The organism is Albidovulum marisflavi, from assembly GCF_025751435.1.
In the GTDB taxonomy this organism is placed as follows: Bacteria; Pseudomonadota; Alphaproteobacteria; order Rhodobacterales; family Rhodobacteraceae; genus Albidovulum; species Albidovulum marisflavi.
This window is the reverse complement of sequence record NZ_JAOWKY010000001.1, coordinates 1,298,757-1,316,907: the sequence shown is the minus strand read 5'-3', so window position 1 is coordinate 1,316,907 and position 18,151 is coordinate 1,298,757. Positions and strand designations below refer to the sequence as shown.

The 18,151-nt window shown below is 64.2% G+C and carries 18 protein-coding genes; 7 read left to right on the top strand and 11 right to left on the bottom strand.

The window, feature by feature from the left end; all coding sequences use genetic code 11:
* Window positions 1–39 precede the first annotated feature (39 nt).
* The gene (locus tag OEW28_RS06360; RefSeq protein WP_263733865.1) at window positions 40–1,185 is read right to left on the bottom strand and encodes a type III PLP-dependent enzyme; all 1,146 of its coding nucleotides are present in this window, start codon (window positions 1,183–1,185) and stop codon (window positions 40–42) included.
* Window positions 1,186–1,406: 221 nt separating this feature from the next.
* Between OEW28_RS06360 and OEW28_RS06355 the strand changes: the two genes are divergently transcribed.
* Window positions 1,407–1,838 (top strand): Lrp/AsnC family transcriptional regulator, encoded by a 432-nt coding sequence (locus tag OEW28_RS06355; protein ID WP_263733864.1) that lies wholly within the window; start codon window positions 1,407–1,409, stop codon window positions 1,836–1,838.
* A 25-nt stretch (window positions 1,839–1,863) separates the two neighbouring features.
* Here the strand turns inward: OEW28_RS06355 and OEW28_RS06350 are convergent, their stop codons facing one another.
* Window positions 1,864–2,769 (bottom strand): LysR family transcriptional regulator, encoded by a 906-nt coding sequence (locus OEW28_RS06350; protein WP_263733863.1) that lies wholly within the window; start codon window positions 2,767–2,769, stop codon window positions 1,864–1,866.
* A 105-nt stretch (window positions 2,770–2,874) separates the two neighbouring features.
* Between OEW28_RS06350 and OEW28_RS06345 the strand changes: the two genes are divergently transcribed.
* The 6 genes from OEW28_RS06345 to OEW28_RS06320 all read left to right on the top strand — a co-directional run bounded on the left by OEW28_RS06345 (window position 2,875) and on the right by OEW28_RS06320 (window position 10,305).
* Window positions 2,875–3,759, top strand: coding sequence for a phytanoyl-CoA dioxygenase family protein (locus tag OEW28_RS06345; protein WP_263733862.1), 885 nt, complete (start codon window positions 2,875–2,877; stop codon window positions 3,757–3,759).
* Complete coding sequence (locus tag OEW28_RS06340) at window positions 3,756–4,373, top strand: HD domain-containing protein (RefSeq protein ID WP_263733861.1); 618 nt, start codon at window positions 3,756–3,758, stop codon at window positions 4,371–4,373. The genes OEW28_RS06345 and OEW28_RS06340 overlap by 4 nt, the downstream gene beginning before the upstream one ends.
* Window positions 4,374–4,609: 236 nt before the next feature.
* Window positions 4,610–5,602 carry an APC family permease gene (locus OEW28_RS06335; RefSeq protein WP_263733860.1) on the top strand — a complete coding sequence of 331 codons (993 nt, stop codon included), beginning with the start codon at window positions 4,610–4,612 and terminating at the stop codon, window positions 5,600–5,602.
* A 13-nt stretch (window positions 5,603–5,615) separates the two neighbouring features.
* Window positions 5,616–8,717 carry a valine--tRNA ligase gene (locus tag OEW28_RS06330; RefSeq protein ID WP_263733859.1) on the top strand — a complete coding sequence of 1,034 codons (3,102 nt, stop codon included), beginning with the start codon at window positions 5,616–5,618 and terminating at the stop codon, window positions 8,715–8,717.
* A 105-nt stretch (window positions 8,718–8,822) separates the two neighbouring features.
* Window positions 8,823–9,158 carry a DnaJ family domain-containing protein gene (locus OEW28_RS06325; protein WP_263733858.1) on the top strand — a complete coding sequence of 112 codons (336 nt, stop codon included), beginning with the start codon at window positions 8,823–8,825 and terminating at the stop codon, window positions 9,156–9,158.
* Between the two features lie 40 nt (window positions 9,159–9,198).
* On the top strand, window positions 9,199–10,305 hold the full coding sequence (locus OEW28_RS06320) for a pyridoxal phosphate-dependent aminotransferase (protein WP_263733857.1): 1,107 nt from the start codon (window positions 9,199–9,201) through the stop codon (window positions 10,303–10,305).
* Between the two features lie 37 nt (window positions 10,306–10,342).
* Here OEW28_RS06320 and OEW28_RS06315 read toward each other — a convergent pair whose 3' ends face one another.
* The 9 genes from OEW28_RS06315 to OEW28_RS06275 form a co-directional block, all read right to left on the bottom strand.
* Window positions 10,343–11,038: an FG-GAP repeat domain-containing protein gene (locus tag OEW28_RS06315; RefSeq protein ID WP_263733856.1), complete on the bottom strand. Its 696-nt coding sequence runs from the start codon at window positions 11,036–11,038 to the stop codon at window positions 10,343–10,345.
* A complete protein-coding gene (locus tag OEW28_RS06310; protein ID WP_263733855.1) occupies window positions 11,035–11,358 on the bottom strand; it encodes a 2Fe-2S iron-sulfur cluster-binding protein in 324 nt (107 codons plus the stop codon). The genes OEW28_RS06315 and OEW28_RS06310 overlap by 4 nt, the downstream gene beginning before the upstream one ends.
* A gap of 179 nt (window positions 11,359–11,537) precedes the next feature.
* A complete protein-coding gene (locus OEW28_RS06305; RefSeq protein WP_263733854.1) occupies window positions 11,538–13,010 on the bottom strand; it encodes a Do family serine endopeptidase in 1,473 nt (490 codons plus the stop codon).
* A 128-nt stretch (window positions 13,011–13,138) separates the two neighbouring features.
* On the bottom strand, window positions 13,139–13,342 hold the full coding sequence (locus OEW28_RS06300) for a DUF2065 family protein (protein ID WP_263733853.1): 204 nt from the start codon (window positions 13,340–13,342) through the stop codon (window positions 13,139–13,141).
* A 3-nt stretch (window positions 13,343–13,345) separates the two neighbouring features.
* A complete protein-coding gene (hflC, locus tag OEW28_RS06295) occupies window positions 13,346–14,215 on the bottom strand; it encodes a protease modulator HflC (protein WP_263733852.1) in 870 nt (289 codons plus the stop codon).
* Window positions 14,215–15,342 (bottom strand): FtsH protease activity modulator HflK, encoded by a 1,128-nt coding sequence (gene hflK, locus OEW28_RS06290; protein ID WP_263733851.1) that lies wholly within the window; start codon window positions 15,340–15,342, stop codon window positions 14,215–14,217. The genes hflC and hflK overlap by 1 nt, the downstream gene beginning before the upstream one ends.
* A 67-nt stretch (window positions 15,343–15,409) precedes the next feature.
* Entirely contained in the window at window positions 15,410–16,768 is a 1,359-nt protein-coding gene (gene gorA, locus OEW28_RS06285) for a glutathione-disulfide reductase (RefSeq protein ID WP_263733850.1), read from the bottom strand.
* 7 nt (window positions 16,769–16,775) lie between these two features.
* A complete protein-coding gene (gene rpiA, locus OEW28_RS06280; RefSeq protein ID WP_263733849.1) occupies window positions 16,776–17,564 on the bottom strand; it encodes a ribose-5-phosphate isomerase RpiA in 789 nt (262 codons plus the stop codon).
* A 120-nt stretch (window positions 17,565–17,684) separates the two neighbouring features.
* Window positions 17,685–18,071 (bottom strand): VOC family protein, encoded by a 387-nt coding sequence (locus tag OEW28_RS06275; RefSeq protein WP_263733848.1) that lies wholly within the window; start codon window positions 18,069–18,071, stop codon window positions 17,685–17,687.
* Window positions 18,072–18,151: the final 80 nt, after the last annotated feature.

The window sequence follows — 18,151 nt, the reverse complement described above, 5'->3', positions numbered from 1 at the left end:
AGAGGGGGATCTGCGATGTGCAGGACACCTTGGCGCGGGTCAAACGCCCAGCGACATCACCGTGGCGATCGACAGATCACCGAACCCGTTGAAGCGCGTGTTGGTCGCGGTCGAATAGGCGCCCATTCCGGCGAAAACCAGATAGTCTCCCTCGTCCATATCGGCGGGCAGCGGCAGTTCCCCGGGCAGCCGGTCGACCGAATCGCAGGTCGGACCAAAAACGATGTGATCCTCTAGCGCACCGCTGCGGATCTCTCCGCGTTCGGACAACACGCGGACCCGGTCGATCGTTCCCATCAGCGGCAGTTCGTCCATCGCGCCATAGGCACCGTCATTCAGGAACACGTGCTCGTTATCGCGGATGCCCTTGATCCGCGCGGCAAGCGAAAAGCATTCGGCGACCAGCCCGCGCCCCGGCTCGCAGACGAGCGCCGGCGGGGCACCATCGAAAGCCTCCGCCGCTACGCGGCCGATCAGGGCGAAAATCGCGTCAAGCTGGGGCAGTTCGCCCTGCAGACGATGGGACGGGAATCCGCCGCCGACGTTAAGCCGCCGCACCATGACGCCAGACCGGCCGCAGATGTCTGCCGCGGCGCGAATGTACGCGTCCCACGCCATCGGGTCGCTGCATTGGGTGCCGGGATGGAAGGTCAGCGAGGGGATGTAGCCCGCCTCTGCGACCTCTTGCAGCAGCAGGACCGCCTTTTCGAAAGTCGCGCCGAACTTGGCGCCAAAATTGTAGGTCGCGCCTGAAACCGGCAGCTTGAAGCGCACGCTGATCTCGACGCCCCTGGCGGGCACGAGTTCGATCAGTTTCTTGAGCTCCGAATGGCTGTCGACCGAGTAAGAGCATACGCCCATGCCCACGGCGTAGGTGATCTCGTGCCGGGCGCGTACGGGATTGTTGTAGTGCATGGCCGCACCCGGAGCGAGCCGCGCGACCATCTCGATCTCGGCCGGGGAGGCCACGTCAAAACCCTTGACGCCCGCAGCGACGAGATTCTGGATCACCATTTCCTCGGGGTTTGATTTTACCGCATAGGTCACGAGACCGGGAAAGCCGTCGATGAACCGCCGCGCCGTCGCCTGCAGGACCGTGGGCGAAAAGAACATCACCGGCTGATCAGGCCGTTGCGTGCGCAGAAATTCGGACGGATTCGTCCAGATCGTCTTGGAAAGCCCCATCGGCGTGCTCCTGCCAACAAGGCGCAGCCACCCTATGCCCCGGCACGACCGGTTGGAAAGCGCTTACGCATTTGACCAAACCAGGCAAGGTGCGTATGAGCCGCCCTTTTCCCTGAACGTGCCGGGCATATGGGGCACATTCCGACCGATCGAAAGAGTGGATTTGCCGAAAATACCTGCTAAAACGACGAAACGACAGGTCACAACGCCGGCACCCCGAAATGGACGATCTCGACAAGGCAATTTTGGCCCAACTGGGCACGGATGCCCGCACATCAGTCGCGACTCTTGCGCGCAAACTGAAGGTCGCGCGGTCCACGGTTCAGGCGCGGCTTGAACGACTGGAGGGCACCGGCATCATCGCCGGATACACCGTCAAACTTGGCGAGGCGGCCCGACAGGGCCACATCCGCGCGACGATCCTTCTGAACATCGAACCGCGCGCGCAGGCAGCTGTCCTGTCGCGATTGAAGACCATCCCCGAGGTCGAGCGCGCCTTCACGACCTCGGGCCGGGTCGACCTGCTGCTTCACGTCGCGGCGGCGTCGACGACGATACTCGACAACGTTCTGGATCAGATCGGCGCGCTGACAGGCGTCAAAAGCTCGGAAAGCCTGATCCACTTGTCGACCAAGATCGACCGCGGGTCATGATCACGGCACGGCGCGGCGACCTGCGCTAGACTTGCGCGCCGGGTCCATCGAAGGTGCGCATGCGCTCCATCAGCCAGGCGCGGAAGGCCCGCGCAGGGCGGCGCAGCGTGCCAGGATCGGGATAGACCAGGTGGTAGTATTCCAGCCCCATCACGCCGACGCCGGGAAGACACGGCACAAGACCCTGCGCGGCCATGATCGGATCGCTCGCCGGCGCGCGCGCCAGCGCGACGCCCGCGCCCTGCCCCGCCAGCGCAGCCGCCATGACGGTGGAGTCAACCATCAGGAACCGCGCGCCTGCGCCAAGGATGCGAAGCGATTCGAAGACATGCGGCCAGCCCGCGCGATGGGTCGCCACCTCAAGCAGTGGATGGGAAAGCAGGTCGGCGGGCGTCCGGATGGATGCCGCGATCTCGGGGCGCGCGACGGGGTACAGCGTTTCACCGATCAGCCGGTCGTGAGCAGGGCCAAAGGCCGAAGGCGCGCCGAAGATGATCTTCAGATCGCTGAAGGCATGGGTGAAATCGCCGACCGCGTTGCCGGTGGTCAGCACCAGCTTGATGCCGGGATGCCGTGTGGTGAAATCGCTGTACAGCGGGGCCAGGACCCCTTGGGCGAAGATGTGCACCGCCTGCACGTAAAGCCGCTCTTCCCTTCCCCGGCCGAAGAGGCCGGCTGTCGAGGTTTCGAGCGAGACGAGTGACATCTGGACTGAGGGCAGATAGGCGCGGCCCGCCTCTGTCAGGCGCACGGCATGGGCGTGACGGGTGAACAGCTCTGCCCCCAGATGCGCCTCCAACGCCTTGACCTGCTGACTGACGGCCGGTGCCGACATGCTCAGTTCGACCGCGGCGCGGGCAAAGCTTTCCGTCCGCGCCGCCGCCTCGAAAACGCGCAGCCAGTTGAGCGAGGGGATGCGGGTTCGTTCCATGAATTCAGGATAAGCTGAACTTATCCTGACCGGCAAGATATACCGCTCTGAGCAGCTGCCATTCCGGCATACCGTGACCCCGACGCTGTGAACCGGAGACACCCGATGAACATTCCACTGCCCGACGGCCGCTTGAGCAAGGCGGCGGTCGACCGTTACTGGGAAGATGGTTATCTGCATCCGATCAAGGCCATAAGCCCCGCGCAGGCCGCCGAATGGCGCGCTGAACTTGAAGCGATCGAGCGCGACTGGCTGGACGCCGGGCTACCGCTGCCCCTGAACACCTACAAGCGCGTGAACGCCAACTGCGTCTTGCCGCTTGCCCACCGGATCGGGACCCACCCGGCAATTCTGGATGTGGTCGAGGACGTGCTGGGCCCCGACCTGCTGATCTACGGAGTCGAGTTCTTCATCAAGGAGCCGCATACCAGGCACAAGGTTTCCATGCACCAGGATCTGACCTACTGGGGCCTGGGCGCGATTGACGGCATGGTGACGATGTGGCTGGCGCTTTCGCCCGCGACTCTTGCATCGGGCTGCATGGAATTCGTCGCCGGTTCGCACCGCAACCCCATCCTGCCGCACGACGACACCTTTGCCGAGGACAACCTTCTGAGCCGTGGGCAGGAGATCAAGGTCGACGTCGCCCCCGAAGACCGCGTGCCGATCGAACTGATGCCGGGAGAGTTGAGCCTGCATCACGGCCTGACGATCCACGGTTCGGGCCCCAACACCTCGGACGATCGCCGGATCGGCGCAGTGGTCCGCTACATCCGGCCCGAGGTCGCGCAAGAGGTCGGCGACAAGGATTACGCGATGCTGGCGCGCGGGGCCGACAGGATGCGCAACTTCATCCTCTATTCGCCACCGACCCAGAACTTCACACCACAGAGCCTTGCGCTTTACGAGGAAATCCGCTCCGCTCAGGGGGCATTCCTGATGAAGGGCACCAAGAACGACAAGGGACTATACGCGGGAGCCGCACAATGAAGACGGTAAGCTTCACCCAGATGAAGGACGGCACGAAGGAAGAGTACGAATTCCTGACGGCGCATGAAATCGACCACACCAAGCACACCGCAGACCGGCTGCTGACGGCGCTGGTCGATCTGGACAAGAGCCTGTCGGGCTACAAGATCACGCGACTTGGCCATTCCGTGCAATCCGCAACCCGCGCCTGGCGCGACGGGGCGGACATCGACTGGGTCGTCTCTGCCCTGCTTCACGACATCGGTGACATCTACGCGCCCTACAACCATGATGAATACGCCGCCACGATTCTCAAGCCCTTCGTGCGCGAACAATGCACCTGGTGCGTCCAGACCCATGGCGACTTCCAGATGCTTTACTACGGCCACCACCTGGACGGCTTCGACCAGCACAAGCGCGAACGCCACAGGGGGCATCCGTATTTCGATGACTGCGCCGAATTCTGCGAACGCTGGGACCAGGCCAGCTTCGATCCCGACTACCCAGACCTGCCGATCGAGTTCTTCGCCCCGATGGTGCGCGAGGTCTTCGACCGCAAGCCCTATGACCCGGCGGTGATCCGTCGCGGCGAACGCGCGCCCCTGACCGACGCTGCCGTCGCCGCAGGCCGCTGACACCGGCGGGGACGGCAGCCCCGATCGGCTGAAAGCGGCAACACGCGCCTTGCCATCGGGGCGGCCTTCGGTTTGGAGTTCCAGACAGAAGGCTGTATGAATGCTCATCGATGCGCTCATTCTTTGCTGCGGGCTGGCGACTGCCGGGCTGCTTCTTTGGCCGCGCCTTTCCCGGGCGCGGCTTTGGCGCGCCACCGTCACTCCGCTAGCCTCGATCATCGGCTCGGGTTTTTCTGGTGCTGGGACCTGTTCTGGAACACAGCTACGGGGTTTACGCGCCCGCCGTCATGGCGCTGCTCTGCCTTGCGGCCTACGCCTTCGGCGATGCGATCCGCTTCAACATCACCCGGCGGTTGGACGGCGAAAGCGGGCGTAGCGCGACGGAACAACGGCTGGAAACCGTTGCCTCCTGGGCGCTGGCCATCGCCTATGTGATCTCGGTCGCCTACTACCTGAACCTGTTCGGAGCCTTCGCGGTCGACCTGACACCCTTCGCCGGCGACCTTGCCGGCAGGATCGTCACGACGGCGATCTTCGGGGTCATTCTGATCACCGGGTGGGCGCATGGATTCCAGGCGCTTGAGCGGATGGAGCAGGTGTCCGTCGGCATCAAGCTGGCCATCATATCGTCGATGCTCGCAGGACTTGCCGTCTACTTCTCCGAAAAGTTGAACGGTGGCGGGCTGGTCTTCGACCCGCCGACGCTGACGGGCTGGCCGGCGGTGCAGCTTGCCTTCGGGCTGATCGTGACCGTCCAGGGATTCGAGACCGCGCGCTACCTTGGCGCCGAATACGACGCGCCGACCAGGCGCCGGGCGATGCGCATCGCGCAGCTTCTTTCCACGGCAATCTACCTCGCCTATATCGGGCTCATCGCCTACCTCTTCACCCCGGACCAAGCACGGCTGTCCGAAACCGCGATCATCGACATGATGCAGATTGTGGCCCCGGTCCTGCCCGGCCTTCTGGTCGCCGCCGCCCTGGCAGCGCAGTTTTCCGCGGCCGTCGCGGATCGATCATCGCCTATGCGTCGCGCGCCTTCGCGCTTTACTACGCAATCCAGGCTGCCATCGCGGCTGCGGGCGCACGTAAGGGCTCGAGGATGCGCGCGGGCGCCTATGACCTATTGGCGGCCCTGGGGCTTGCGATGGCGGCCTGCGGCACCCCTGCGGAGTAGCCGCCCCTTTTCCTTCGCCCGCCCTTTCGCTAAGGGAAACCCGAGCGAATGACGGGACGAACGACATGCCGATGGAAAAGACCTTCAACGCCGCCGAGGCCGAAACCCGCCTCTACGAGGCCTGGGAAAGCGCGGGCGCCTTCAAGGCCGGCGCCAATGCCTCGCGCGAGGATACCTTCTGCATCATGATCCCGCCGCCGAACGTGACCGGCTCGCTCCACATGGGCCATGCGTTCAACAACACGCTGCAGGACATTCTGGTGCGCTGGCACCGGATGCGCGGCTTCGACACGCTCTGGCAGCCGGGGCAGGACCACGCCGGTATCGCAACCCAGATGGTCGTGGAACGCGAGCTGGCCAAGGACAAGTCCAATCAGACCCGCCGCGAGATGGGGCGTGAGGCGTTCCTGGCGAAGGTCTGGGAATGGAAGGGCAAGTCCGGCGACACCATCATCAACCAGCTCAAGCGCCTCGGCGCCTCCTGCGACTGGTCGCGCAACGCCTTCACCATGTCCGGCGCCCCCGGCGCGCCCGCGGGCGAAGAGGGCAACTTCCACGACGCGGTGATCAAGGTCTTCGTCGACCTCTACAACAAGGGCTATATCTACCGCGGCAAGCGGCTGGTGAACTGGGACCCGCATTTCGAGACCGCGATTTCTGACCTCGAGGTCGAGCAGGTCGAGGTGCAGGGCCACATGTGGCACTTCAAGTACCCGCTCGCAGACGGCCAGACCTACGAATACGTGGAGAAGGACGAGGACGGCAACGTCACCTTCCGCGAAACGCGCGACTACATCTCCATCGCGACGACCCGGCCAGAAACCATGCTGGGCGACGGCGCGGTCGCGGTTCACCCCTCTGATGAACGTTACGCGCCAATCGTCGGGAAACTTTGCGAGATTCCGGTCGGCCCCAAGGAACATCGCCGCCTGATCCCGATCATCACCGACGAATACCCCGACCCGAGTTTCGGTTCCGGTGCGGTCAAGATCACCGGCGCCCATGACTTCAACGACTACGGCGTGGCCAAGCGCGGCAACATCCCCTGCTACCGGCTGATGGACACCAAGGCGCAGATGCGCGCCGACGGCGCCGCCTACGCCGAGGCTGCCGCCATCGCGATGTCAGTAGCGAAGGGCGAACGGCAACTTTCCGAGGCCGAGGTGGATGCCATCAACCTCGTCCCCGACGACCTGCGCGGCCTTGACCGTTACGAGGCCCGCCGCCGCGTGATCGACCAGATCACCGCCGAGGGGCTGGCCGTCACCATCCTGCAGAAGTCCATCGACAAGGAAACCGGCGCGGAACACCTGGAGCGCGTGCCCTTCGTCGAGCAGAACAAGATGATGCAGCCGCATGGCGACCGCTCGAAGGTCGTGATCGAGCCGATGCTGACCGACCAGTGGTTCGTGGACACGGCAAAGATCGTCGAACCCGCGCTTGAGGCGGTGCGCAAGGGCATGGCCGCGCATGAGGCCGGAACCTTCGACGAAAAGGCCGGCTACACCCGCATCCTGCCCGAACGCGACGCCAAGACCTATTTCCACTGGCTGGAAAACATCGAGCCCTGGTGCATTTCGCGCCAACTCTGGTGGGGCCACCAGATTCCGGTGTGGTATGGGCCGACCAAAGATTTCGTTTCTTCGATGGCTTGGCGAGATGGCGTTTCTGACAAGGGTACCTGGCCCTTGCAGACATTCTGCGCCGCCACCGCGGAAGAGGCCTGCAAGATCGCGCATGCCTACTACTGGAATGAAGAGATCGCCGCAGGCGACACACGAGCAATCGGGGATATCTTGGTTGCGGAAGGCGCAGAGCCTTCAATTGCTGGCTTCGCTGGCGAACTGCCAGAAATCCAGATCGCCCGCGACCCCGACGTCCTCGACACCTGGTTCTCCTCCGGCCTCTGGCCCATCGGCACGCTCGGCTGGCCCGAGGACACCGAGGAGCTGAAGAAATACTTCCCGACCGACGTCCTCGTCACCGGCTTCGACATCATCTTCTTCTGGGTCGCCCGGATGATGATGATGCAGCTTGCGGTCGTCGATCAGGTCCCCTTCCACACCGTCTATGTCCACGCCCTCGTCCGCGACGAGAAGGGCAAGAAGATGTCGAAGTCGCTCGGCAACGTGCTCGACCCCCTCGACCTCATCGCCGAATACGGGGCGGACGCCGTGCGCTTCACGCTCACCGCCATGGCCGCCATGGGACGCGACCTGAAGCTCTCGAAGGACCGGATCGCGGGCTATCGGAACTTCACCACCAAGCTCTGGAACGCCACCCGCTTTGCCGAGATGAACGGTGCGCTGCGGCGTGACGTGGGCACCGCCGACCTGCCGCAGGCCAGCCACACGGTGAACCGCTGGATCATCGGCGAAACCGCCCGCGCCCGGCTTGCGGTGGACGAGGCGCTGGCCGCCTACCGTTTCAACGATGCGGCCAACACCCTTTACGCCTTCGTCTGGGGCAAGGTCTGCGACTGGTACGTTGAATTCGCCAAGCCGCTGATGGATGGCGAACAGGCCGCCGAAACCCGCGCCACAATGGCCTGGGTGCTGGACCAATGCTATGTCCTGATGCACCCGTTCATGCCCTTCATCACGGAGGAGCTTTGGGGCCAGACGGGCGAGCGTGCCAAGATGCTGGTCCATGCCGACTGGCCATCCTATGGCGCCGAACTGATCGACACGGACGCCGACCGGGAAATGAACTGGGTCATCGGCCTGATCGAGGAGATTCGCTCTGCCCGGATGCAGATGCATGTCCCGGCGGGCCTGAAGCTGCCCATCGTGATGACCGCGATGGACGACAAGGGCCGTGCGGCATGGGCCAACAACGAACCGATGATCACCCGGCTTGCACGGCTTGACGGCATGACCGAAAGCGCCGCCCCCAAGGGCGCGATCACTGTCGCGGTCGAAGGCGGCAGCTTCGCGATCCCGCTTGAAGGCGTGATCGACATCGCCGAGGAAAAGGCGCGCCTGTCCAAGACGCTGGAGAAGCTGGAAAAGGATCTGAACGGCCTGCGCGGACGCCTGTCGAACCCCAAGTTCGTCGAAAGCGCGCCCGAGGAGATCGTCGATGAAACGCGCGAGAAACTGGGTCTGGGCGAGGATGAAGCGGCAAAGCTCAAGGCCGCCCTGTCGCGCCTGGCCGAAGTGAACTGAGGCGACAGGCCATCCTTGAAACCGTCCTGATGGGCCCCGGGGGGAAAGATCCGGGGCCTTGTCATGCGCGCCCCTGCGTCCCATTTTGGAATCAGGAGGTTAACCATGTCAGACTGGCTGAACAGAATGGCCGAACGGCGGATGCTGAAAGCCCGTGCGGAAGGCACGCTTGACCACCTTGCCGGCGAAGGCCGGCCACTTCCCGAACGCCCGGGCGACGCCTTCGTGGATACCGGCACCGCATTGGGGTTCCGGATCATGGCGGAAGCTGGGGCCTTGCCGGAAGAGGTGATCCTGAAACAGGAACTTTCCGCCGCAAGGGCGGGCTATGCCGAGGCCACGACCGAGGATGAACGCCACATGGCGATGAAGCGCATCGCCACGCTGGAACTGAAGATCGCGGTCGCGGAAGAGGCCCGCAAGAAGTTCATGCGCGACTGAGCGCTTGCCGAAGCCGGGGAATTCGGCTTTCACTCGGTCCATGACCGGACCGCGCTATACCCAGCTTGTGGCGTCTCTGCCCGCCACCGTGCCCTTCGTCGGCCCCGAGACGCAGGAGCGCGACCGTGGCAGGCCATTCGCCGCCCGTCTGGGCGCGAACGAAAACGTCTTTGGCCCCTCGCCCCGCGCCATTGAAGCCATGGCAAAGGCCGCGCACGACGTCTGGATGTACGGGGACCCCGAGAACCATGACCTTCGCCTTGCCCTGGCCGCGCATCATGGCGTCAAGGCCGAAAACATCGTCGTGGGCGAAGGGATCGACGGCCTTCTGGGCTACCTTGTCCGCATGTTGATCGAGCCGGGCGACGCGGTGGTGACCTCTGACGGGGCCTATCCGACCTTCAACTTCCATGTCGCGGGCTTCGGCGGCGCCATCCACAAGGTTCCCTACAGCGGTTGCCACGAGGACCCCGACGCCCTGACCGCGCGCGCCGCCGAAACCGGGGCGAAGCTTATCTACCTGGCCAATCCGGACAATCCGATGGGCTCCTGGCACGGGGCCGACACCATCGCGCGCATGATCGCCAAGGTTCCCGAAGGATCCCTTCTGGTTCTTGACGAGGCTTACGTGGAACTCGCGCCCGCGGGCACCGCCCCCGTCCTTGATCCGCAAGATCCGCGCGTGATCCGGATGCGGACCTTTTCAAAGGGCTACGGCATGGCGGGCGCCCGCGTGGGCTATGCCATCGGGGCCGCACCCCTTGTCACCGCCTTCAACAAGATCCGCAATCATTTCGGGATGAGCCGCATCGGACAGGCGGGCGCGCTGGCCGCCCTGTCGGACCAGGACTGGCTGACCAGGGTTCAGGTCTGGGTCTCTGATGCGCGTGCCACGCTGGGCGCCATAGCACGTGCAAATGGCCTCGCGCCGCTGCCATCGGCCACGAACTTCGTCACCATCGATTGCGGCGGCGATGGCGCCTTTGCCCGGCGGGTTCTGTCAGAGCTGATCGCGCACGACATCTTCGTTCGTATGCCCTTCGTCGCGCCGCATGACCGCTGCATCAGGGTCAGCGTCGGCAGGGCCGAGGATCTGGCGGCATTCGACGCGGCGCTGCCGGCGGCGCTGGACGCCGCGCGCGCCTGAGGCGTCTTTATCCCGTCGCGCGGGCAGTATCGCCGCCTTATGAACAGCCCTGAGGACCTTCAAGGCTTTCGGCACCGCGGTAAGTTCCGATCGAATGCGACCGCAGCCGCCCTTCGACCAGTTCCGTGGCCATGACGCGCGACCAGTCGGCATCGGCGGTCAAGAACACAAGGCGCCCGCCGCAGAGCGCGATGCCGCCCTGGATGAATGCGTCCCCGATGCGATGATTGGTCATTCCGGATGTCTGGGCGACGGGCAGCAGCCGGTCGCCTTCAAGCCGGACGACCTTGAGTATCTTGCCCAGATGCGGCGTTTCCACATAAGCGATTTCAGCCCGCCCGTCGCCATCCACATCCGCAGCCCCGACGGGCGCAAGCCAGCGGTGCCTTGTTCCGATATACGGCGTTGCCGCGATCAGCCCATCCTCGCCATAGACTGACAGCCGTGCCCCGCGTTCAATATCGGTTTCGACGACGATGACCTCTGGCGCGCCGTCGGCGTCAAGGTCAGCGAGTCGGGGCGCGATATCCTCGAACACGCGGTCTTCCGGCAAACGAATGCGCAAAGGCCCCCGCGTCGTCGTCAGCACCAGCGCGCCGTATTCGATCTCGTCGCCCAGCACGCCATGATCGTAGCGCGTCGTGGGTTCGTCGAAGCGGGCCTGCGTGATCGTGGCCGAAGCCCCTTCCGGGCTTCCCGCCAGCACCAGCGCAAGCGCCGCCCCGCGGATCAAATCTGTTTTTCCGGCATGAAGACCTTGAGCCCGTCCAGCGCATCCGTCACCTTGATCTGGCAGGTCAGGCGCGAGCGGGCGGGATCGGGTTCGTAGGCGAAGTCAAGCATGTCCTCTTCCATCGAATCCTTCGACGGAAGGCGGTCCACCCAGGCGGCATCGACATAGACATGGCAGGTCGAACAGGCACAGGCGCCGCCGCAATCCGCTTCGATCCCCGGGATGCCATTGTCGCGGGCGCCTTCCATGACGGTCATCCCGTTGGCGACGTCCACGACATGTTCCTTGCCGTCAAATTCTACGTAGGTGATCTTCGCCATCTTGAGTCCCTTGCAGCGGTTCCCTTGGCTATCTAGTCCGTGACCGCTTCGTGTTCCAGCCCCCCAGCGACGCAGGAACGTCGCGCCCCGACGCGCAAGCCGTTATCAGTCCGGGAACCGTTGCAAAAACGAAACGGGCGCCCCGGCAGAAGCGCCCGCTGCCATTCTTGGGCCGCGCCTTACTCGACCGACAACGCGACAAACCGCGGGTCGCCTGAACGGCGGATCAGCAGAAGCAAGGACTTGCGGCCTGCTTCCTTCGCCTCGTCGATCCGATCCTCAAGGTCGGCCAGCGTCGCCACCGACTGCTGGCCCGCCTCGGTGATGACATCGCCAGAGCGGAGGCCTTTGCCGTAGGCCTCGCTGGTTTCGTCGATATCGACGACCACCAGACCTGTACTGCCTTCCGAAAGTCCAAGCTCGATCGCCAGATCATCGGTCAACTGCGTCAGCGTCAGCCCCAGAAGGTCCTTCTGCATGGGTTCGGCTTCGGCCTCCGGCGTCACTATGGCGCCCTCGCCTTCCGCCTCGGCCGCCTCGCGCCGTCCCAGCGTCACCAGCAGGGTCTGGCTCTTGCCTTCGCGCATCACGACGACGCGAACCGCCTTGCCCACATCGGCCTCGGCGACGCGCCGCACGAGATCGCGGGTATCGGAAACGTCGGCACCGTCAAAACTGGTGATCAGATCGCCCGGAAGCATGCCCGCGTCCTTGGCCGGTCCATCCGGCACATCGCTGACCAGCGCGCCCTTTGCCTCGGACAGGCCCATCGCCTCGGCGACGTCGGGGGTCACGTCCTGGATGCGCACACCCAACCATCCGCGCCGGGTTTCCCCGAACTCGCGCAGCTGGTCGATCACGCGCGACACCACGTTCGACGCCATTGAAAAGCCGATGCCGATCGAACCGCCGTTGGGGCTTAGAATCGCGGTATTCACCCCGATGACTTCACCCTCCATGTTGAACAGAGGCCCGCCTGAGTTGCCGCGGTTGATGGCGGCGTCGGTCTGGATGAAATCATCATAGGTTCCGCTCAGTTCGCGGTTGCGGGCAGACACGATCCCGGCGGACACCGAAAACCCCTGCCCCAGCGGGTTGCCCATCGCCATGACCCAGTCGCCAACGCGCATCAGGTTGGAATCGCCGAAGCTGACGAACGGCAGCGGTGCGTCGCTTTCGACCTTCAGCAGCGCGATGTCGGTCTTGGGATCGGTACCGACCAGCTTCGCGTCCAACCGCTTGCCGGTGAAGAACTCCACCTCGATCTCATCGGCGCCGTCGATCACGTGGTTGTTCGTGACGATGTAGCCGTCCTCGGAGATGACGAACCCCGACCCCAGCGCGTTCGAGCGGCGCGGACCATTCGGTCCGGGCGCGCCGAAATCCTTGAAGAAGTCCTCAAAGGGGGAACCCTCGGGCACGATGGGATTGCCGTCGGTCGGCGCCGCCACGACCATCGAGGTCGTGATGTTGACCACTGACGGGCTGACCTTGTCCGCAAGATCCGCGAAGCTCTCGGGTGCGGCCCGCGCGCTTGCCTGAAGAGCCAGCGCCAAGGCGAGCACGAGCCCGATGAACAGGGCCCAGAAATACCGCAGGTTTGACGCGTTCCCTTCACGCGCAGCAGCAACTGAAATTGCCTGAGGTCTCACTCCACTTTCCCCTTGTCACTTCCGGCGGCGCTTGGCGCCGCCCTTGTCCGTCCTAGTAGGTAGGCATGTCCTACCGGGAATCAAACCCGCAGGACCCGCGTCACACAAGCGTGATTGCAAACAGTGTTTCAGGCCCCAAGGTGGCGGGCAAGCCAAATGAGCGCGAGGCCAAGCGTCGCGGCGGCGATTCCGATGTTTCGGCGCGTCTCGGCCGGCAGGCGCCGAAGCAGGTCAAGGACCTCTTCGATGCGCGAAGGGGCCAGCGCAAAGGCCAGCCCCTCCAGCAAAAGCACCAGACCGATCCCAAGCACCAGGAGAGCGAAGCCCCCCATGCCTTACCGCCTCTGGTCGGACTTGAGGTAGTTGAAGAACTCGCTGTCCGGCGCCATCACCATGGTCGAGTTGCCGCCCAGAAGGGATGCGCGATAGGCCGCGAGAGACCGGTAGAAGTAGAAGAACTCCGGATCAGCGCCATAGGCGTCGGCGAAAATGGCGTTCCGTCTTGCGTCGGCCTGTCCGCGGATGATTTCCGACTGGCGCTGCGCGTCCGATACAAGCTCGACCTTGGTACGATCGGCCTGCGCACGCAGCCTCTGGGCGGCCTCCTTGCCTCGCGCGACTTCGTCGGCCGCTTCCCTTTCGCGTTCCGCGCGCATCCGCGCGAAAGTCGCGTCAAGGTTCTGGACCGGAAGATCGGTGCGCTTGAGCCGCACGTCAATGACTTCGACGCCCAGGGTCGCGGCCTCGTTGCGGGACGCATCCCGGATGCGCTGCGCAAGTGCCGCGCGGTCGGCCGACAGGATCTCGGAGGACGTCACGCCGCCCAGAACCTCGCGCGTCTGGGCGCGCAGGATCGTGTCGATGCGGCTTTCGGCCAGTCCCAGCCCGGACGCGCCGACCGCCTGGCGGAAGCGCTGCACATCCGTGATCCGGTAACGCGCGAATGCGTCGACGACCAGACGACGGTCGTCCAGCGGCGTGACTTCAAGCGGCTCGACGTCCAGCCCAAGGATGCGATCGTCGTAGCGAACGATCTCCTGCACGATCGGGATCTTGAAGTAGAGCCCCGGTTCCTGGTGCACGGCCCTGATCTGGCCGAACTGGAGCACCAGCGCCCGTTCCTTTTCATCCACGATGAAGATGGCGGAAAGCGCGCCCGCGATTGCAAGAACGATGACGGGAATGATAAGTGCGGCGCGGTTCATCAGTTGCCCTCCGCGGCCGGCTTGCGGCCCAGTTCATTCAGCGGCAGGTAGGGCACAACGCCCTGGCCGCCCTGGTTCTCGTCGATGATGACCTTGTCGACCCGGCCCATCACCTGCTCCATGGTTTCAAGATAAAGACGCTTGCGCGTGACCTCGGGTGCCTTTTCGTATTCGGCAAGAACCGCCGAGAAGCGGCTTGCCTCACCCTCGGCCTGGTTCACGACCTGCGCGCGATAGGCTTCCGCCTCTTCAAGGATCTGCGCGGCCTGACCCCGCGCGCCCGCCACAACCGTGTTGGCGTAGGCGTCGGCTTCCTTCTGCAGGCGGTCGCGTTCCTGTTCCGCGGACTGGACGTTCTTGAACGCCTCGATGACTTCCCTCGGGGGGTCGGCGCGGTCGAAGTTCACGCGCACCACGTTAAGCCCGGAGTCGTAGCCGTCCAGCGTTGTCTGGATCAGGTCCTTCAACCGTTCTGCAATCGCGCCGCGATCCCGGTTCAGGATCGGCGCAAGCTGGGACTGGGCGATGATTTCACGCATCGACGCTTCGGCCACGGCGTTGATCGTCAGTTCCGGGTCGCGCAGGTTGAACAGGTATCTTTCAGGGTCAGAAATATTCCAGACGACCTGGAAGTCGATGTCGACGATGTTTTCGTCACCGGTCAGCATCAGGCCGCTGTCGTCCTGCCCGCCGCGCCCGACGCCGATATCCTCGGTGCGTTCCGTCGACAGCTGCACCTTTTCGGGAATGACGATCGGCCAGGGGGCAAAGTTCAGCCCCGGCTCGCCGATGCAGGGCGAGTTGCACTTGCCCAGGAACAGTTCAACCGAGCGCTCTTCAGGCTTTACGGTGTAAAAGCTTTCGTAGGACCACAGCGCGACCGCGGCCAGCGCGGCAAGCACGAAGGTGCCGCGCGGCAGGCCGGGCTGATCGCCACCATTGCCGCGGCCCGATCCGCCCCTGCCGCCCATCAGCACCTTCAGCCGCTCCGAGCCTTTGCGCATGATGTCGTCGATTTCGGGGATCTGCGCCCCCCCGACCGGGCGCCGAGGTCCACGGGATTGACGATCGTCGTCATCCCCGCCGCCAGAACCGCCACCTCCCCAGGGGCCTCCGCTTCCACTCATCTATGCCTACCTTCTTTGTTCAGATTTCGTGCATCCTGCATCCCAACTGGGACTTTTGACAGGAAAATCAAGCCGTCCTGACCGGTTTGCGCAACGTGACCAGTTCCTCAGCCATGACAGGGTGAACGGCGACGGTGCGGTCGAAATCCTCTTTCGTTGCGCCCATCTTGATGGCTATGGCCGCAAGCTGGATCATTTCCCCGGCGCCAGGCGCCACGATGTGGCATCCCAGCACCTTGCGGCTCTGCGCGCAGACGATCAGTTTCATCATCACGCGGTCGCGCCGGCCCGCAAAGGCCGACTGCATCGCGCGGAACGAGGTTGCATAAACCTCGATCGGGCCAAGGTCGCGCGCGGCTTCCTCGGTCAGGCCCACGGTCCCGAACTCTGGCTGCGTGAAGACGGCCGAAGCCACAAGATCGTGATCCGCCTTCGTCGGCTTCGCACCGAATACCGTGTCGACAAAAGCGTGCCCTTCGCGGATGGCGACCGGCGTCAGGTTGATGCGGTCGGTGACGTCGCCGACGGCATAGATCGAGGGGACCGAGGTTTGGCTCCAGCCATCGACAACGATCTCGCCGCGGCGTCCCAGTTTCACACCTGCCTCTTCAAGGCCAATGCCCGAAGAGTTCGGCGTGCGGCCAGTCGCGTAAAGCACCTTTTCAAAGACATGCTCACGACCATCTGTGGACTTGACCCATGTGCCGCCGTCGGCGTCGCGCATCTCGATCACGTCGGTGCCGACGTGCAGGTTCACGCCCGAGTCGCGCATCAGTTCCGCGATATGGCCCCGCGCTTCGCCATCGAACCCGCGCAGGATCTGCTCTCCGCGGTAGAACTGCGTGACCTCGACACCCATCCCGTTCAGGATGCAGGCGAATTCGCAGGCGATGAAACCGCCGCCCACGATCAGAATGGACTTTGGCAGGGTGTCCAGCTTGAAGACGTCGTTCGACGTCATGACCCCGACCGAGGCTGCCGGTTCGGGCACCGATGGCTGCCCGCCCGTCGCAACGAGAATGTGCTTGGTCGTGAACCGCGCGCCGTTTTCCAGCCGGACGGTATGAGCATCCTCGATCACGGCACGTTCGTCGTGGATGGTAACGCCGTTCCTGACAAGCGCGGCGCGATAGACGCCCTCCAACCGATCAAGTTCCGCATCCAGCTTGGCACGAAACGCGGACCAGTCGAAGGCACCCGCCCGAACGTCCCAGCCGTAGGCGCGCGCGTCCTCGATCTGCCCGGCATAGGAAGATGCGAAGACCATCAGCTTCTTGGGCACGCAGCCCCGGATGACGCAGGTCCCGCCCATCCGGTATTCCTCGGCGATAGCGACTTTCGCGCCGTACTCGCCGGCGGCGATCCGCGCCGCACGCACGCCGCCCGAACCGCCACCGATGACGAACAGGTCGTAGTCGAATGCCATCGGGTCCCTATTCCTCGATATTGGCAAAGATGTTCGTGGTGTCCCCAACCGGAAGCTCCGTCACGTCGATCGAACAGTCGTGTATATCGCGCACTTCGACCCTTCCGTCCGCATGTCCGATCACCACCCTGTCGCAGATATCTACGAAAAGCCCATTTTCAACCACGCCGGGAACCTGATTCAGCATCAGCGCAAGCTGGCGCGGATCGCCGATGCGGCCCAGGTGCAGATCGAGGATGAAGTTGCCCTCGTCGGTGCGGAAGGGGTCGCTGCCGTTCATGCGGATCGTGGTGCGCCGTCCCATGACGTCGAAGGCGCCCAGAAGCTCTTCGACCAGCCCGCGCGTGACGTTCACGCCGAAGGGAATGACCTCGATCGGCAGGGGGAAGGCGCCCAGATGCGCGACTTCTTTCGCGGAGTCCGCGATCACCACCATGCGGTCGGATGCCGTCGCCACGATCTTTTCCTGCAAAAGCGCCCCGCCGCCGCCCTTGATCAGGTTCATTTCGGCGTCGAACTCGTCGGCGCCGTCGATCGTGATGTCGAGCCACTTGGCTTCGTCGAGGGTGATGACGGTGATGCCCACCTCGCGCGCAAGCGCGGCGGTGCGGCTTGAGGTCGGCACGGCGACGATACGCAGGCCTTCGTCGCGCACGCGCTCACCAAGGCGCTTGACCATCCAGGCAGCGGTGGACCCGGTGCCAAGCCCCACCTTCATTCCGCTTTCGACGAAATCGACGGCCTTGCGGGCCGCGTTCGCCTTGGCCTGGTCAATGGGGGACAGGTTCTCGGACATGGCACTCTCCTGCATCGTGTCGCGCGCGTTATAGGAAAACTCGTCGCCGGGCGCGAGCGGCAATTGTCCAGGCGCCGGCATTGTTGATGCGAACGCGGGCCGAAGCGCGAACCGAGGACATCAGGACGCAGAGTCGCGTTCGCAGACCGCCGACAGCTTGTTGCCATCGGGGTCTCTGACATAGCAGGCGTAGAAATGCGGCGCATAGGGCCTCAGGCCCGGCGCGCCCTCGTCGCTGCCTCCGTTGGCCAGGGCGGCCTTGTGAAAGGCATCCACCGCTGCCCGGTCGGCCACATCGAACGCAGGCATGGAGCCGTTCCCGACCGTCGCCGGACGGCCGTCGAAGGGCCGCGTCACCCAAAAGCGGGTGCGCTCCCCAGGCTTGCGATAGCCAACTTCGCTTGCGTTCTCCGCCGCTCTCTCAAATCCCAGGGTGGCCATGACGGCGTCGTAGAAGCGGCCCGCCCGCGCCAGATCGTTCGTCCCGATCGTAATATAGAGAAACATGCGCCCCCGAAGCCTCCACGCGGCGATTTTGCTGTTTCGCCCGGCGGGCGTCACCGTTATAGGACGCGGGGTTTGTCAAA

Coding starts and splice junctions, on each gene's coding strand:
- OEW28_RS06360 (WP_263733865.1), bottom strand. CDS start 1,185: ATGGGGCTTTCCAAGACGATCTGGACGAATCCGTCCGAATTTCTGCGC.
- OEW28_RS06355 (WP_263733864.1), top strand. CDS start 1,407: ATGGACGATCTCGACAAGGCAATTTTGGCCCAACTGGGCACGGATGCC.
- OEW28_RS06350 (WP_263733863.1), bottom strand. CDS start 2,769: ATGGAACGAACCCGCATCCCCTCGCTCAACTGGCTGCGCGTTTTCGAG.
- OEW28_RS06345 (WP_263733862.1), top strand. CDS start 2,875: ATGAACATTCCACTGCCCGACGGCCGCTTGAGCAAGGCGGCGGTCGAC.
- OEW28_RS06340 (WP_263733861.1), top strand. CDS start 3,756: ATGAAGACGGTAAGCTTCACCCAGATGAAGGACGGCACGAAGGAAGAG.
- OEW28_RS06330 (WP_263733859.1), top strand. CDS start 5,616: ATGCCGATGGAAAAGACCTTCAACGCCGCCGAGGCCGAAACCCGCCTC.
- OEW28_RS06325 (WP_263733858.1), top strand. CDS start 8,823: ATGTCAGACTGGCTGAACAGAATGGCCGAACGGCGGATGCTGAAAGCC.
- OEW28_RS06320 (WP_263733857.1), top strand. CDS start 9,199: ATGACCGGACCGCGCTATACCCAGCTTGTGGCGTCTCTGCCCGCCACC.
- OEW28_RS06310 (WP_263733855.1), bottom strand. CDS start 11,358: ATGGCGAAGATCACCTACGTAGAATTTGACGGCAAGGAACATGTCGTG.
- OEW28_RS06300 (WP_263733853.1), bottom strand. CDS start 13,342: ATGGGGGGCTTCGCTCTCCTGGTGCTTGGGATCGGTCTGGTGCTTTTG.
- hflC (WP_263733852.1), bottom strand. CDS start 14,215: ATGAACCGCGCCGCACTTATCATTCCCGTCATCGTTCTTGCAATCGCG.
- hflK (WP_263733851.1), bottom strand. CDS start 15,342: ATGAGTGGAAGCGGAGGCCCCTGGGGAGGTGGCGGTTCTGGCGGCGGG.
- gorA (WP_263733850.1), bottom strand. CDS start 16,768: ATGGCATTCGACTACGACCTGTTCGTCATCGGTGGCGGTTCGGGCGGC.
- rpiA (WP_263733849.1), bottom strand. CDS start 17,564: ATGTCCGAGAACCTGTCCCCCATTGACCAGGCCAAGGCGAACGCGGCC.
- OEW28_RS06275 (WP_263733848.1), bottom strand. CDS start 18,071: ATGTTTCTCTATATTACGATCGGGACGAACGATCTGGCGCGGGCGGGC.